The following is a 14,825-nucleotide window of genomic DNA, read 5'->3' as shown; positions in this document are numbered from 1 at the left end:
GTACAGGTTTTCAATGATTACGTTTTAGGGCATGAAACTTTCTCGAGCTTCTGCCCCGGAGTCCTCGGGTACATCCCGCCCGGCTCCGACACCGACGTCTCATTTACCCGAGGCGCTGCCGCCGCAGACGTCCCAGACAGCCCGCCCGCCACTAGCTACCGACACGCTGCTTAACTGCACTTCCCTTCCTGCAGTCGTCGTCGACCTCGCGGCGGTCGAAGCCAATGCCCGCGATATGCTCCGCCGTGCAAACGGGATGCCTATCCGCGTGGCCTCGAAATCGATTCGCATTCCACAGCTTATTTCGCACGCCCTGGCCTTCCCCGGTTTCCAGGGCGTGCTGGCATATTCACTGGCAGAGGCGCTGTACCTATTCCGAGAAGGCATTAGTGACGACATCGTCGTCGCCTACCCAACTCTTGACGCCCGCGCTATCTCAGAGCTTGCCGACGATGATGCAGCGCGTGCCGCCATCTGCGTCATGGTTGACCGTCCCGAGCATCTAGAGGCGCTGGCGTCGTCGGCAAGCGAAAATGCGCCAATCCGCGTGTGTATGGACGTCGACGCATCCTTTCGTCCCCTCCCCGGCGTGCATATCGGTACGCTGCGCTCAAGCCTGTTCTCGCCGAAGCAGGCAGCGGCGTTTGCCAAGCAGATTATTGCCCGTCCGGAGCTGCAGCTGGCGGGAATCATGATGTATGAGGGACACATTGCCGGAGTGGGCGATGCCGGAAACTCCCTGCGTGCGCGCGCAATTCGAGTGATGCAGGCCGTCTCAAAGAAGGAATTGGCAAAGCGCCGCGCGAAGGTTGTCGCTGCAGTCGAGAAAGTGGCGGGGCCGCTGGAGTTTGTCAACGGTGGTGGCACGGGGTCGCTGGAGTCGACGTGCGCCGAGGCCGCAGTCACCGAGGCAGCGGCGGGGTCGGGGTTCCTGGCACCAACCCTCTTCGATAACTATCGCGCATTCAATCTGCGCCCGGCGTCCTGGTTTGTGTTGCCGGCGACGCGACGCCCTAAGAAGGGCGTGGTCACGGTGTCCGGCGGTGGTCGAATTGCCTCTGGACCGGCGGGAGCTGACCGGCTGCCAACCCCCTGGTACCCCACTGGCCTGCGCTACGCGGCAGAGGAAGGACCAGGTGAGGTGCAGACTCCGCTGCTCGGCAAGACCGCCGACGCAATTTCGCTGGGAGATCCCGTGTGGTTCCGCCACGCCAAGGCCGGCGAAATAGCCGAGCACACACAAGAAGTCATTGCAGTTCGAGATGGCGCCATCATCGCCCACTGGCCCACGTACCGAGGAAAGGGATTGATCTTCACATGAGCAATTCACGCAACAACGCCCGCTTCACAGTCTCTACAGTTGAGTCCCGCGTACCACGCGTACGTCGGCGTGCGCAGGCAAAAGCCGTCGCCAACTCTCATTGGAGCAATTGGGCGCACACGCAATCGTGCACCCCGTCCTACACTCATCAGCCGCACGATGATGAGGGCGTTATCTCGGTAATTAAAGCGGCGAAGACCGAAGGAACTACGGTGCGCCCGCTAGGGGCCGGTCATTCTTTTACTTCCGTGGCCACCACCGATGGGCACCGCATTCAACTCGACCGCTGCTCTGGTCTGGTCGAACTCGACGCCGCCAACCAGACCGCCACGCTGCGTGCCGGCACTCGCCTGCGCGACACTCCAGGTATTCTGCGCCCGCTCGGTTGGGCACTTCCCAACCAGGGCGATGTCGATCCGCAGTCGCTGGCCGGTGCTATCTCTACTGGCACACACGGCACCGGGCTTGGATTCACCGGCTTCGCAGGCACCGTGAAAGGATTCAAGATTGTCACCGCGGATGGCGTCGTCAGGCACTGCCATCCGGACGCTGAGGGAATCGACGGCGAGCTCTACCGCCTCGGACGGCTGGGACTGGGTGTCTTCGGCGTGCTTACGGAGGTCACGATGTCCGTCGTGCCAGCGTTTGATCTGCACGCCGACGAGCACCGCGAAGAGTTTGATTCCCTGCGCAAGAGTTTCGCCGAGCGCTGCAAAGAAGCTGACCACCTGGAGTTTTTCTGGTTCCCGGGACAGCGCGAGACGCTGGTCAAGCACAATACTCGCATTGAACCGCAGCGCCACCGCCGCCCGAGCCGCAATAGCCTGAAGCAGCGCCTGGGCAGCGCGCGTACGTATCTTAACGACGAAGTCGTCAACAACATGGGACTCTTGGCGTGCTGCGAGATTGCTAAGGCCATTCCCGCTACGACCGATACCATCAACCGGATTGCCACCAACACCGTGCCAGAGCGCAGCTACTCCAATGAGGCGCACAAGGTCTTTGTCTCGCCGCGCCGAGTGCGTTTTTCCGAGATGGAGTACTCCGTCCCGCTCGAGGCCGCTTCCGATGTCCTCGGGGAAATCCGCGACGCGATTGCCCGCAAGAGGATGAAAGTCTCCTTCCCCATCGAGGTGCGCTCCGCGAAAGCCGATGATGTGGCCCTATCCACTGCGTACGGTCGCGACAGTGCCTACATCGCCATCCACCGCTACTGGAAGGAAAATTATCGAGAGTACTTCAACCTCATCGAGCCGATTTTCAAGGCCCACGAAGGTCGCCCGCACTGGGGCAAATTGCACACGCTCCGCGCGGAGGATTTCGCGGAACGTTATCCGCTGTTCGGCGAGGTCCAGGCACTACGGGAAAAGGTCGACCCGCAGGGAATCTTCCTCAACGAGCACCTGCGCGAACTTTTCTGCTAATTATCTGCCGGCTTTACGACGTCCCGGGTAACCGCCCCATCCGTCTGGTCGGCGGCATCGTCGGAAACCGCGGCCGGTTCAACACCGGCCTTGCGGAGTTCCCGGCGAACCCGCCTCTGGCGCCGCATCTTCAGGATGAGATCGCAGATGAACAGCGCGACGGCACCCCAGATGATGAAGAACCCGATCCAGCGCTCCGGTTCGAGCTGCTCGCCCAGCACAGTGACTGCCAGGGTGATTTGGAGAACTGGAGTCAGGTACTGCATCAGGCCCAATGTGGCCAACGGCAGGCGCTTGGCACCTTCGCCGAAGAGAAGCAACGGAATGGCGGTAGCAACACCGGCGCTCATCATGAGCAGCACGTGACCAGTTCCTTCGGAGGTAAAGGTGCTCTGCCCGTTGTAGGTCAACCAGAGGATGTAGGCCAGCGCAATCGGTGTGATTACGGCGGACTCGGCCGTCAGCGAAGCTGCAGAGGAAAGCGATACCCGCTTCTTCATTAGTCCGTAAAAACCGAAACTGAACGCCAGCGCCAGCGCACCCAACGGCGGATGTCCCACACCGATTGTGAGAACAATGACCGCAATGGTTGCCAGGATGACACTGCCGAGCTGCAACCGCGAGATGCTTTCACGGAAGAAAATCATCGCCAACAAAACGCTGACCAGCGGGTTGATGAAGTAGCCGAGCGCGGCCTCCGCCACCTGCCCATTGTTGACCAGGTAGACGTACACACCCCAGTTGACGGAGATCAACAGTGCGGCAATAAAAATAGTGCCCCAGGTCTTGGCACTCGCGGCCTTCAGCTCTGGCCATGCGCGCATGAAGCTGAGGGCAATGACCATAAAGACAAGGGTCCAGACGAATCGGTGCGCCAAAATCTCTACGGCCCCTGCTGGTTCCAGCAAGGGGAAATAGAGCGGAAACAGCGCCCACAAAAGGTACGCACCGAATGCCTGAATCACTGTTGACTGACTCCTTTTCGTTCTCGTTGAAACTGACTGCGTACTGGCGGCAGAGTTCTAGCCGCTTCATCCTAGTCGTTTGGATTTGGGCACTCAGTTCTGGCTTCTATTAGTTCTGACCGCTTAGTTCTGGCTCAGCCCCGGCGCAAAGAGCGGATCTTTATCCGTGAAGCCGGAACTCAGCACCGGGCGAATACCAAAACGGCCACGCGCCGCATCTGATGGCAGCGCCTCGACAGCTTTCACATCGGGCATTTTCTTGACATCCATCAACGATTCAGCGTCACCATAGACCAGTAACCCGTTGAAGCCGAGCCGTTCGTCGTCAATCGCGACGTCTGCGTAAGCAGCTGCTAACTCCAGCTGATCTTGCAGCAGCTTTTCTTCGCTCGCTGTTTTACTCGGCTGCGGCAAATACCGGGTGCTCACACCGCCGATGATTGCAGTCGACACTCGCAGAGAGGGCTCTTTTTCATAGACCTGTGCCGCTTCTTGCGCATCGAGCAGCCGGTCAAAAGTCACCATCGCCCAGAACTTCGGGTCCTCCACGACTGGCTGGCCGGTCTTTAGCCGGTAGTCCTCTTTCTTCATATTCGCGAGGGACTCGTCGGCACGCTCTACGTACTGCTCGGTTGCTTCCCACGGGTCCGGGCCGAGCGCATCGCCGTTGAGATTTTGCGGCTTGCTTACCCGATCGGAAGTCGAAGCGACTGCTAAAACAATCACCAATATGACAACACAGAAACCAGAGATCAGTGCCATCACTGGCGAAATACTGCCGTCACCAGTGCTTTTCGCACGAGTTTCACGGCGTGGTGGGTTCTTGGATCCCGATGGGGTCTGCGTCATGCGCTCTGCCTCAAAACTTCCAATGCGTGGTTCAAATCATCTGGGTATGGACATTCGATTTCCATCCAGCGCCCATCTGCCGGATGGTGGAAACCAAGCGAGACCGCGTGAAGCCACTGGCGGTTGAGCCCCAGGCGCTTGGCCAATGCCGGATCGGAACCGTACATGGGATCGCCGCAGCATGGGTGATTCAGCGCAGAGAAGTGCACGCGAATCTGGTGCGTGCGCCCAGTCTCTAGATTCACCTTCAGCAGCGTTGCTGGGGCGAAGGCCTCAAGCGTTTCGTAGTGCGTCACAGCATGCTTGCCATCCTGGCGGACGGCAAAGCGCCAACCCGCCGAAGGATGACGGCCAATCGGCGCATCAATTGTCCCCGACAGCGGATCCGGATGCCCCTGAACCAGAGCGTGATAGGTCTTGGACACCTCACGGTTTTTGAACGCCCGCTTGAGCACGGAGTAGCCCCGTTCGGAGCAGGCGACAACCATCACGCCAGAGGTGCCAACATCGAGGCGATGCACGATGCCTTTTCGCTCGGGCGGACCGGAGGTAGAAATGCGGAAACCAGCAGCCGCCAGTCCGCCGATAACCGTTGGGCCTTCCCAACCGACCGACGGATGTGCGGCCACACCGACAGGCTTGTGAACAGCCACCAAATCGGAGTCGTGGTAGAGCACGTCCATGCCCTCGACGAGTTCCTCTTTGGGAACCAATGGCTTTTCCACCGGCGGCAACAACACAGAGAGGAAAGCGTTTTCTTCCAATCGGTCGGACTTACCAACGCTCACGCCATCGACCGTGATGTCCCCGGCCGCTGCCAAATCAGCCACCGCTGTGCGCGAGAGCCCCAGCAACTTAGCCACACCGGCGTCTACCCGCATACCGGCCAAGCCCGGTGGAACGGGCATCTGCCGGGTTTCTCGGTCGGGCTGGTGCGCTCCCCCGAGTGCTGCACCGGTATTTACTGCATTGTCGTTCACTGCTGTCCTCCCTCCGCCGACTGCTTCTGATCCGTCTGGGAAGATTTCTTCTCCGCTGCAATCTGATCAGCGAAGAGATCCGGCTCCTTGGAAAAAACCATCCAGATAACGAGGATAATAACGCCCACTGTAATCGCGGAGTCCGCGATATTAAATACGGCAAAACCCTTAACCGACAGGAAATCGACGACGTGGCCGACGTAGAAACCGGGTTCCCGAAACAGCCTATCGATGAGGTTGCCCAGCGCACCACCAGCAATAAGCCCCGCCGCAGTCGCCGATATAGGACTGCGCAACCAATGGGAAAAGCACATCACAGCCAGGATGTAAACCAGCTGCAACGTAGTAAAAACCCAGGTGGCGTTCGTGCCAAAGGAAAAGGCTGCACCGGGGTTAAAAACGAGCCGCAACTCGAAGAGATCGCCAATGACCTGCACCGCAGGACGGCCATCGAGAGTCTTCAAAGCGATAATCTTGGTCAGCTGATCGATAATCGCAACTGACACAATAACCGCAGCGAGAATCCCCCGCCGCGGGAAATATGTCCTCGTTTCCTTCTTAGTCACTGTCCCATAATGGCCTAACAAACCCATATTCAGCCAACTGACACCGCCCGGGTGGTTCCTATCCACCGCGAAACCGGTACGCTAACCGGTGTGACTCGACGTTTCCAATCTCAGTTTGTTCCGGCCTCCACTGCTTTACGACGTGCAGGAGACACCACCTCCTCGTGGTTCCGTCGACCTAGCCGCAGCGACCAGCCTGGTCACACCAAGCATGGCCTGCTGGCGAGGGTCGGCACCGCTGTTGTTGCCGCTACCACTGTGGTGTCATTGGCCGCGTGCTCGTCGGAAAGCTCGGTGGAAACGCAACCCGTGGACGTTGCACAACCCAAGGTCGAATTGACCAGTGCTGGTAGCGGTGAGCTGGCGAGCGTGCGCTGGAAGGACGACGGTGCAGAGCAGGAGTCGACCGTGGCGGTGACGCAGGGCTTCGCGCAGCGTGGCGGAAACGCCGATAGCGACCAGACCTTCCCGGACACCCGCCTGGAAATCCCCCTGACTAGTACTGTTACCAGCGATGACGATACTCGTGTGGTGACGTCAGAGGTGGGTAAACCCCACGGCTCCAACGATGAGCTGAATGAGGATATCGCGACCGCGCAGGGCTTCATCTCTGATTGGTCAACAACGGCCACTGGTGAGGTCAAGGAACTCAAACTGGGAGCGCCGGAGAAGGCGACCGACACCGCTCGCGCTGGCGTGGAGATGGCGCTGCAGCAGCTGCATTCCGTACCTATCGTCTTCCCCTCCGAGGACATCGGAAAGGATGCGACCTGGACGGTCGAAAGCGAGGTCGAAGGCCAGACCACGATGACGCAGAAAGTGACCTATACCCTGCTCAGCCGTGCGGGCGACATTGTTAATTTGAAGGTCGATGTCAAGCAGGTTCCGACAGTCACCGAGTTGGACACTGGCGGCGAGGGTGCACTGAAGGTTGTCGAGGCCACGACTGACATGCTTGCCGACCGCGTCACCATCGACCTGACTAAGCCGCTTCCGATGAAGGGCAACATCGACTTTGTGACCTCCGTGACCTACGGCGACGGCAACTCCGATGTGCGCATCACTCAGCAGACGCACCGCGGGCTGGAGTTTAAGGACGGCAGCGGGTCGAAGAAGTAGCCCAGAAGAAATAGCTCTGGCCAGCGCAAGGTTAGAAGACGAGAAAGTGTCTAGGTTTATGTCACTTTTCTGCCCAAAAAATGGGCGGAACTGTCATAAACCTAGACACTTTCTTTTGTCTGCCCAGTGCACCCGACCGGACTAGGCTGTGATACCTGGCCCGATGGCGCCTAAGCCGGTGGAGGCGGAGGAGGCGCGTCCTCCGCCGGAGCCGGAGCCGGCGCAGGAGGCGGGACCTCCTCAGCCGGCGGTACAGGCGCGGGTGGCGGAACTTCCTCAGCGGGTGGTTCGGGCGCCGGAGCCGGGGCTGGCTCCTCGACCGGTGCTGGGGCCTCCTCGACCGGAGCCTCTTCAACTGGGGCTTCTTCCTCCGGCTCAGGCGGCGGCGGAGGGGTTTCGCCCGGCGCGAGACAGAACCCCGGCTTGTGCTCCGGATCAAGCGTCGACGCCAGGTTGCAGGCCCATTCCTTGCTCAGCATCCAACGGCCATCCCTGTAAATGAAGTCCACCTGATCCACGAGCATCGGATCTTCCTCCGGGCGGAGGATATTGACACCGGCTACGGCCTGCTTCGTCGTGAAGCCAGGCGTGATCGGATCAATGACATCAAAGCTAATTTCCTGCTCATTGGCACTATTGGTGACAATGTCGAAGAAATCGCCGGCAGTATCTCCGTCCTCGATGGTCAGCGCCTTTTCCTCGATAGGTAAATCGGGGTTGATAAGGCGTGCGAGGACGTCGTTAAGCTCTGCGCGCGTCGGCAGCATGATGACGGGTTCCGCCGAGCTGGATGTCTTCGATTCAGTCGTCGGCGCTGCAGTATTGCCGCCACCGCAGGCAGCGAGCCCAAGTGCGCTGACCGAGACAATCGCCGCTACTGTCACACCACGCGCTGTGCGCCAACGCATTCCGCTAACGCGCTGGTTGCAGGGGACTTTCATATGTGCACTACTCCAATAAAATCTGCATGAAGATTCGCTGGCTTCACGCCTTCCATAATCCTACACAAGGCCAAAACATCGCCTAGGTAAGATGGTGGACATGTCGACTCAGGATCATTCCCCGGCTAGCTCGGCCTCGTCTAGCACGGTCTCCCCTCGCCGAATCGTTGTCATCACCACCGGCGGCACCATCGCCTGCACCACGGATCGCAGCGGTGCGCTAACCCCGACCATCTCGGGCACGGAGCTCGTCGCAGCGGTCGCGCAGCGTTATCCAGAGGGCATGTTAGAGCTGGAGGTTCGTGAGCTCGGGATGCTGGACTCGTCGAATCTCGCGTTCACCGACGTTGACCGTGTTCTCGCCGCTATTCACGAAGTGCTTGATGACGACTCCGTGGACGGTGTCGTCGTAACTCATGGCACGGACACGATGGAGGAAACGGCCATGGCTGCCGATATTTTCCATGCTGACTCGCGTCCGGTTGTCTTTACTGGTGCACAACTTCCCTATGATCATCCGGAAACCGACGGACCGGGGAACCTCTTTGAGGCCGTGACCATTGCTTCCGATGCCTCTGCGCAGGGAATTGGCGTTCTTATTGTCTTTGGCCACGCAGTCTTGCCGGTACGAGGTGCGACGAAGTGGCACACAACCGATCCTTTGGCTTTTGCCACTAATGCACCGGAGGAGCCGGTTCGTCCAGATCCGCTGCCTCTGGCGGCTTTGGCGGGCTCGAAGGTAGAGATTATCCCCGCCTACTTGGGTGCAGATGGATCACTGCTAGATTCGGCAGTCGCCGCCGGTGCACGCGGCATTGTCGTAGAGGGCCTGGGGTCGGGCAATGTCTCCGATGAGTTTGCCGCTGCCATTGACCGGGCCATTGCGGCTGATGTGACCGTCGTGATGGCAACGCGCGTTCCGCGCGGTGATGTCCACGCCGCCTACGGCGGTGCCGGTGGCGGTGCGACGCTGGCTCGGCACGGTGTGATTAGCGCTGGTTGCGTGCATGCACCGCAGGCGCGCATCATTCTCGCCGCCGCGCTGGCTGCGAATGTGCATCCGCAGACGCTGTTCTAATTCACGCCTCGATGATGCGGATGATTTTCGCCGGGTTTCCAGCCACAACTACGCCCGCGGGAACGTCCTTAGTCACCACGGCACCCGCGGCGACCACAGAATTGTCGCCGACGTGAACACCGCCCAGGATGATGGCTCCGCCACCGATCCAGGCATTGCGTCCGATGATGATTTCATCTCCAGACTCTAGATAAGCGGCGCGGGCCTCAGCTCCCAGTGGGTGTACTGGTGGAAGCAGCTGTACGTTGGGCCCGAGCTGCGCATAGTCGCAGATTGTCACCTTCACCACGTCAAGTGCGGTGAGCCCAAAGTTGATGAAAACGTTGTCGCCGATGTGGATGTTATCGCCGTAGTCCAGGTAGATCGGCGGGCGAACGGTGCTGCTCTCTCCGAAAGACCCCAGTGCCGGTGCTAGCACTTGCTGTGCTGCCTGCTGGTCTTCGCGGAATGCGACCTCAAATTCAGCGGCCACCTGGCCAATTCGCACGTTCAGAGCCTGTGATTCCGGATGATCGGCGATATACCACTGACCGTTCAGCATGCGCTGGCGGTTATCCAGACCGTCGTCGGGAAGTGTGGTCGACGGATTCGGATCTCGATCGGTGTTGCGCAACGAGGCGCGGCGAGCTGCCTCGAGCTCTGCAATGCGGGATGCGGTAGTCATAGTGCCCCAGTTTACGGACAGCGCATAAACAGAGAGCCGCGAACGGCACTGAGGCAGTCAGCCATATCAAGCATCCGCGTCGGGGCCGAGATCGTCTTCGCTTTCCCGCTCAGGTTGCGGCAAGTCGAGAGCTGCTGCTTCGTCGGATGCCAGCCACTCCGGCCAGTCCAAACTGCACACCGCGGAGCACGGACGCAGCTCCGGGTCGTCTTCCTTCAACGTAATCATGCGCCCGGGGCCACTGGTGCGGCTTTCAAAGCGGACAGTCACAATCCCGTGCCCCGAACCCTGCACCCAACCATGTCCATACTCGCTGTGGTGTACGTCCGAGGTGGGTGCCCACTTGGAGTCGGAAAGCCGAACGGTCGGCAACGCACCGGTTCCAGATAGCTCGACCAGGCCGGCGGGAGCGTCGGAAAGCGCAGGTGCTGGTACTCGATCTTCGACGGTGATAGCGCGGTCGAGCTCAGGAAACAGGACTTCTTGTATGTGCGAATCCAGCCCGGAGAAACCGACGCCCACCAGTCGCACTGGGCCGACCTCCGCGGGCGTGAACGCGATTCGGTGCGCCACCGCCATGAGGGTGTCGAAATCCTGTGTGGCGTAGGCGAGCGTCTCAGATCGGGTATGGATGCTCAGGTCAGACAGACGCACCTTGCAAGTGATGGTGCGAGCACCACGGCCATCTTTTTTGAGCCGTCGAAAAGCGGACTCACCCGCGCGATCGATGGCGGCGTGGAGCTGGGCCTGCGACTCCAGATCCTCAGGATAGGTGTACTCCGCCGATACAGACTTGGCGACATCTCGCTCCTTAACCGGCCGATCGTCCGTCCCCTGCGCCAGCTGCCACAGCATCACACCGGTTTTGGATGTCAGCGAAACCTCGACATCGCGCTGGGACATGGCGGCAAAATCACCGATCGTCTCCACGCCCAGCGTGTGCAATTTTGCAGCGGTGACAGGGCCGATGCCCCAGAGCTTCTCTACCGGTAATGGGTGTAGAAGCTCGTGATTGCGTGCGGGGTCCAGCACGTACACGCCATCGGGTTTCGCCAGGCCTGACGCAATTTTCGCGAACTGCTTGCCCGCGCCCGCGCCTATCGACGAGGCCAAGCCGGTCTCCCGCCGAATATCTGCCCGCAGCTGCTCCGCCCAGGCAATGACCTGCTCCTTCGAGGCGCCTTGCAGCTCTTCGGGTTCCATGAAAGCCTCGTCAACGCTGAGCTGCTCGACCACGGGCACGCGCTCGCGGATTACAGAGAACACGCGGCGCGACACCGGCCCGTAGATGCCCTTGCGCGCGCTGACCGTCACTGCGGTCGGTGGCATGAGACGACGTGCGCGAGCCATCGGCATAGCCGAGTGCGCGCCGTACGCGCGGGCCTCATAGGAGGCACCGGCGACCACACCTCGACCACCCAGCCCGCCGACGAGAACTGGCCGCCCGCGCAGAGTCGGGCGAGTGAGCTGCTCGACGGACGCGAAGAACGCGTCCATGTCGATGTGCAGAACCCACCGCCCGGAAGTCGGCATAGAGATTACTCTCCCCTACTGCTTGGCAATATCCGCCGAGCAGCCGTCCGCCACATCGTAGCTCAGGGACTCTCCGCCAGCGACGACCTCGAAAGCGGTTGCGAGAACTTCCCGGGCGATGAGGTCAGCGTGGCGGTTGGCCCACTCCTCACGCTCGGCCGGCACCTGCAACTTCACCGAAATGCGGTCGGTGACCTCAAGGCCAGCGTTCTTGCGGGCATCCTGCAGACCACGGATGCGGTCAGCGGCCCAACCGCGGGACTCCAGGTCCTCGTCGAGCTCAGTGTCGAGCACAACCAGGCCATTGACGCCGTCGACCTCAGCGGTGGAATCTGGCGAGATCGCGACCAGGTTGCGGGTGTACTCACCCTCCTGCAGCGGAATACCATCGGCGACAACCGTGCCGTCGACAACCTCGTAGTTGCCAGACTTCACAGCCTTAATGACCTTCTGGACGTCCTTACCCAGGCGCGGACCGGCCACGCGAGCGTTGACGGAGACCTCGAATCGTCCCACCGAGTCCACGTCGGAGGTGAACTCCACCTTGTCGACGTTGACCTCGGAGGAAACGATGTCGGTGTACTCACGCAGACGCTCGGCATCCGGGAATGCCAGGGTCAGATTCTTCAGCGGCAGGCGGTTACGCAGCTGGTTGGCCTTGCGGATGCGCGATGTTGCCGAGCAGACATTGCGGACAATGTCCATGGACTCAACGAGTTCGTCATCGGTCGGCAGCTTGTCGACGTCCGGCCAATCCTCCAAGTGCACCGAGCGGCCGCCAGTGAGCGAGCGCCAGATGACCTCGGTGGCCATCGGCAGCAGCGGAGCAGCCACGCGGGTGAGAACCTCCAGCACCGTGTACAAGGTATTGAAGGCCTCTGGGTGCTTGACATCGCCGGCCCAGAAGCGGTCGCGGGAGCGGCGCACGTACCAGTTGGTCAGTGCGTCACAGAACTGACGGACCTCATCGGTGGCAGAAGCAATGTCAGTGTTGTCCAGGCACTCAGTAACAGCACGGACGGTTGCTGCAAGCTTGGCCAGGATGTACTTGTCCAGGATGATGTCGGAGTCTACCGACCACTCGGCCGGTTTGGAAGCGTAGAGCTGCAGGAACGAGTATGCGTTCCAGATCGGCAGCAGCGCCTGGCGCACGCCCTCGCGAATGCCCTGCTCGGTGACAATCAGGTTGCCGCCGCGCAGAATCGGGCTGGACATGAGGAACCAGCGCATGGCGTCGGAGCCGTCGCGGTCGAAGACCTCGTTGACGTCCGGGTAGTTGCGCTTGGACTTACTCATCTTGTTGCCGTCATCGCCCAGCACGATGCCGTGAGCGACAACCTTCTTGAACGCCGGGCGGTCGAACAGTGCAACCGACAGGACGTGAAGCAGGTAGAACCAGCCGCGGGACTGGCCGATGTACTCCACAATGAAGTCGGCCGGTGCGTGGGACTCGAACCACTCCTTGTTCTCGAACGGGTAGTGGAACTGCGCAAACGGCATGGAACCGGAGTCGAACCAGACATCCAAGACATCCGGGACGCGGCGCATCATGGACTTACCGGTCGGGTCGTCCGGGTTCGGGCGAACCAGCTCGTCAATCTCCGGGCGGTGCAGTGTGGTCGGGCGAACGCCGAAGTCCGCCTCCAGCTCATCGAGGGAACCGTAGACGTCGACACGCGGGTACTCGTCGTTGTCGGAAACCCACACCGGAATAGGCGATCCCCAGTAGCGGGTACGGGAGATGTTCCAGTCACGTGCGCCCTCGAGCCACTTGCCGAACTGACCGTCGCGGACGTGCTCCGGCATCCACTCAATCTCGTTGTGGTTGAGCTCCACCATGCGCTCGCGGATCTTGGTAACGGACACAAACCAGCTCGGCAGTGCCATGTAGATCAGCGGCTCGCCCGAACGCCAGGAGTGCGGGTAGGAGTGCTCGATGGTGCGGTGCTGGACGACGCGGCCAGCGGCCTTCAGGTCACGGATGATGTCCTTGTTGGCGTCAAAGACCAACTTGCCCTGGTACTCCGGCACCTGCGAAGTGAACTTACCGTCCATGTCCACCGGAATGATGACATCAATGCCGTATTCATTACAGGTGTTCATATCGTCTTCACCGAAGGCCGGCGCCTGGTGGACCACACCAGTACCGTCCTCGGTGGTGACATAGTCGGCCACCATGATCTGGAAAGCGTTCGGGTGATCTGCGAAGTAGTCGAAGATCGGCTGGTAGGTCAGACCTTCCAGGTCAGCACCAGCGAAGGTAGCCACGACCTCGTGTTCCTTGCCCAATTCCTTGGCGTAGGCACCAATCAGTGCTTCTGCCAGCAGGAAGTTCTTACCTGCAAACTCCGGCACGGAGGAATCCTCGCCGACCTTAACTACGGCGTAGGTGACCTTCGGGTTCACGGCCAGACCAAGGTTGGACGGCAGCGTCCACGGCGTGGTGGTCCATGCGATAGCCGCAGTGTCAGCGAGCACCGGGTTATCCGCCAGCGTCTTCTCCGCTGCCGAGCCTGCCTTGGCGCCGGTGAACGGGAAGGTCACGGTCAGCGTCGGGTCCTGCCGCATCTTGTAGGAGTCATCCAGGCGGGTCTCCTGGTTGGACAGCGGGGTGTGCTCTGCCCAGGAGTACGGCAGCACGCGGAATCCCTGGTAGACCAGGCCCTTGTTGTAGAGCTCCTTGAAGGCCCAGATCACGGACTCCATGTAACTCATGTCCATGGTCTTGTATCCGCCGTCGAAATCAACCCAACGCGCTTGACGAGTGACATATTCCTTCCACTCGCCCGCGTACCGCAGCACCGACTCAGCGCAGTACTTGTTGAAGTTAGCCAGACCCATTTCCTCGATCTGGCCCTTGTCCTTAATACCGAGCTGCTTCTCTGCCTCCAGCTCAGCCGGCAGACCATGGCAGTCCCAGCCAAAGACGCGACCAACCTGGTAGCCACGCATGGTCTTGTAACGCGGAACAATGTCCTTGACGTAACCGGTCAGCAGGTGACCGTAGTGCGGTAGACCGTTGGCGAACGGCGGGCCATCATAAAAGACGTATTCGTCAGCACCATTACGCTGATCGATAGAGGCCTGGAAAGTGCTGTCCTTGCCCCAGTACTCCAGAACCTTTTCCTCCAGTTCCGGAAACTTCGGGCTGGAGGTGTACTTACCAAAGTCAGCAGTGCGCGGATACGCGCCACCTGCCGGAGTGGCCTCAGCAGAGGCATTTACATCGTTCGAATTAGACACCGTTTCTACGTCACTTCCGTGGTCGAACATCATTAATACTCACCACGGGGACGCATGCCTAGCCCCTTCAGCGTTGTTACTGGTGACGCTGAAAAGGAGTCTCGCGCGGTACCACCCCGCTTGGCATCACGCTTTACGACGG

General features: G+C 60.3%; 12 protein-coding genes. 4 read left to right on the top strand and 8 right to left on the bottom strand.

The window, feature by feature from the left end; translation table 11 throughout:
* The first annotated feature begins 31 nt into the window (after nucleotides 1-31).
* Both CRD13_RS10310 and CRD13_RS10305 read left to right on the top strand, forming a co-directional pair.
* Nucleotides 32-1,321, top strand: coding sequence for an alanine racemase (locus CRD13_RS10310; RefSeq protein WP_048734781.1), 1,290 nt, complete (start codon nucleotides 32-34; stop codon nucleotides 1,319-1,321).
* Nucleotides 1,318-2,745: a D-arabinono-1,4-lactone oxidase gene (locus CRD13_RS10305; RefSeq protein WP_048734784.1), complete on the top strand. Its 1,428-nt coding sequence runs from the start codon at nucleotides 1,318-1,320 to the stop codon at nucleotides 2,743-2,745. Before CRD13_RS10310 ends, CRD13_RS10305 begins: the two co-directional genes overlap by 4 nt.
* Here the strand turns inward: CRD13_RS10305 and rarD are convergent.
* From rarD to lspA, 4 genes are all read right to left on the bottom strand, one after another.
* Nucleotides 2,742-3,710, bottom strand: a complete 969-nt coding sequence (rarD, locus tag CRD13_RS10300) for an EamA family transporter RarD (protein ID WP_048734788.1) — start codon at nucleotides 3,708-3,710, stop codon at nucleotides 2,742-2,744. The two genes, CRD13_RS10305 and rarD, sit on opposite strands and share 4 nt — an antisense overlap.
* 123 nt (nucleotides 3,711-3,833) lie before the next feature.
* The gene (locus tag CRD13_RS10295; protein ID WP_048734791.1) at nucleotides 3,834-4,559 is read right to left on the bottom strand and encodes a hypothetical protein; all 726 of its coding nucleotides are present in this window, start codon (nucleotides 4,557-4,559) and stop codon (nucleotides 3,834-3,836) included.
* The gene (locus tag CRD13_RS10290) at nucleotides 4,556-5,467 is read right to left on the bottom strand and encodes an RluA family pseudouridine synthase (RefSeq protein ID WP_042389388.1); all 912 of its coding nucleotides are present in this window, start codon (nucleotides 5,465-5,467) and stop codon (nucleotides 4,556-4,558) included. Before CRD13_RS10290 ends, CRD13_RS10295 begins: the two co-directional genes overlap by 4 nt.
* 68 nt (nucleotides 5,468-5,535) lie before the next feature.
* Entirely contained in the window at nucleotides 5,536-6,105 is a 570-nt protein-coding gene (lspA, locus tag CRD13_RS10285) for a signal peptidase II (RefSeq protein WP_016422985.1), read from the bottom strand.
* Between the two features lie 90 nt (nucleotides 6,106-6,195).
* Here lspA and CRD13_RS10280 point away from each other — a divergent pair, with 90 nt between their 5' ends.
* The gene (locus CRD13_RS10280) at nucleotides 6,196-7,224 is read left to right on the top strand and encodes a hypothetical protein (RefSeq protein ID WP_241482110.1); all 1,029 of its coding nucleotides are present in this window, start codon (nucleotides 6,196-6,198) and stop codon (nucleotides 7,222-7,224) included.
* A gap of 170 nt (nucleotides 7,225-7,394) precedes the next feature.
* On the opposite strand, the gene CRD13_RS10275 is transcribed toward CRD13_RS10280, so the two are convergent.
* Nucleotides 7,395-8,165 carry a hypothetical protein gene (locus CRD13_RS10275; RefSeq protein WP_187401575.1) on the bottom strand — a complete coding sequence of 257 codons (771 nt, stop codon included), beginning with the start codon at nucleotides 8,163-8,165 and terminating at the stop codon, nucleotides 7,395-7,397.
* 100 nt (nucleotides 8,166-8,265) lie between these two features.
* Here CRD13_RS10275 and CRD13_RS10270 point away from each other — a divergent pair, with 100 nt between their 5' ends.
* A complete protein-coding gene (locus CRD13_RS10270; protein ID WP_069359185.1) occupies nucleotides 8,266-9,243 on the top strand; it encodes an asparaginase in 978 nt (325 codons plus the stop codon).
* 1 nt (nucleotide 9,244) lies between these two features.
* Here the strand turns inward: CRD13_RS10270 and CRD13_RS10265 are convergent, their stop codons facing one another.
* From CRD13_RS10265 to ileS, 3 genes are all read right to left on the bottom strand, one after another.
* Nucleotides 9,245-9,907, bottom strand: a complete 663-nt coding sequence (locus tag CRD13_RS10265) for a sugar O-acetyltransferase (protein WP_016422989.1) — start codon at nucleotides 9,905-9,907, stop codon at nucleotides 9,245-9,247.
* Nucleotides 9,908-9,973: 66 nt separating this feature from the next.
* Entirely contained in the window at nucleotides 9,974-11,440 is a 1,467-nt protein-coding gene (locus CRD13_RS10260) for a DNA polymerase IV (RefSeq protein WP_187401574.1), read from the bottom strand.
* A 15-nt stretch (nucleotides 11,441-11,455) separates the two neighbouring features.
* Nucleotides 11,456-14,716 (bottom strand): isoleucine--tRNA ligase, encoded by a 3,261-nt coding sequence (ileS, locus tag CRD13_RS10255; RefSeq protein WP_083229217.1) that lies wholly within the window; start codon nucleotides 14,714-14,716, stop codon nucleotides 11,456-11,458.
* Nucleotides 14,717-14,825: the final 109 nt, after the last annotated feature.

The sequence above is a fragment of the Corynebacterium sp. LK26 genome (genome assembly GCF_014335085.1).
Taxonomy (GTDB): Bacteria; Actinomycetota; Actinomycetes; order Mycobacteriales; family Mycobacteriaceae; genus Corynebacterium; species Corynebacterium jeikeium_D.
The sequence above is the reverse complement of the archived record's forward strand: the minus strand, read 5'-3'. Positions and strand labels throughout refer to the sequence as shown.

Coding starts and splice junctions, on each gene's coding strand:
- CRD13_RS10310 (WP_048734781.1), top strand. CDS start 32: ATGAAACTTTCTCGAGCTTCTGCCCCGGAGTCCTCGGGTACATCCCGC.
- CRD13_RS10275 (WP_187401575.1), bottom strand. CDS start 8,165: ATGAAAGTCCCCTGCAACCAGCGCGTTAGCGGAATGCGTTGGCGCACA.
- CRD13_RS10260 (WP_187401574.1), bottom strand. CDS start 11,440: ATGCCGACTTCCGGGCGGTGGGTTCTGCACATCGACATGGACGCGTTC.
- CRD13_RS10295 (WP_048734791.1), bottom strand. CDS start 4,559: ATGACGCAGACCCCATCGGGATCCAAGAACCCACCACGCCGTGAAACT.
- ileS (WP_083229217.1), bottom strand. CDS start 14,716: ATGATGTTCGACCACGGAAGTGACGTAGAAACGGTGTCTAATTCGAAC.
- CRD13_RS10290 (WP_042389388.1), bottom strand. CDS start 5,467: ATGCCCGTTCCACCGGGCTTGGCCGGTATGCGGGTAGACGCCGGTGTG.
- CRD13_RS10265 (WP_016422989.1), bottom strand. CDS start 9,907: ATGACTACCGCATCCCGCATTGCAGAGCTCGAGGCAGCTCGCCGCGCC.
- CRD13_RS10270 (WP_069359185.1), top strand. CDS start 8,266: ATGTCGACTCAGGATCATTCCCCGGCTAGCTCGGCCTCGTCTAGCACG.
- CRD13_RS10305 (WP_048734784.1), top strand. CDS start 1,318: ATGAGCAATTCACGCAACAACGCCCGCTTCACAGTCTCTACAGTTGAG.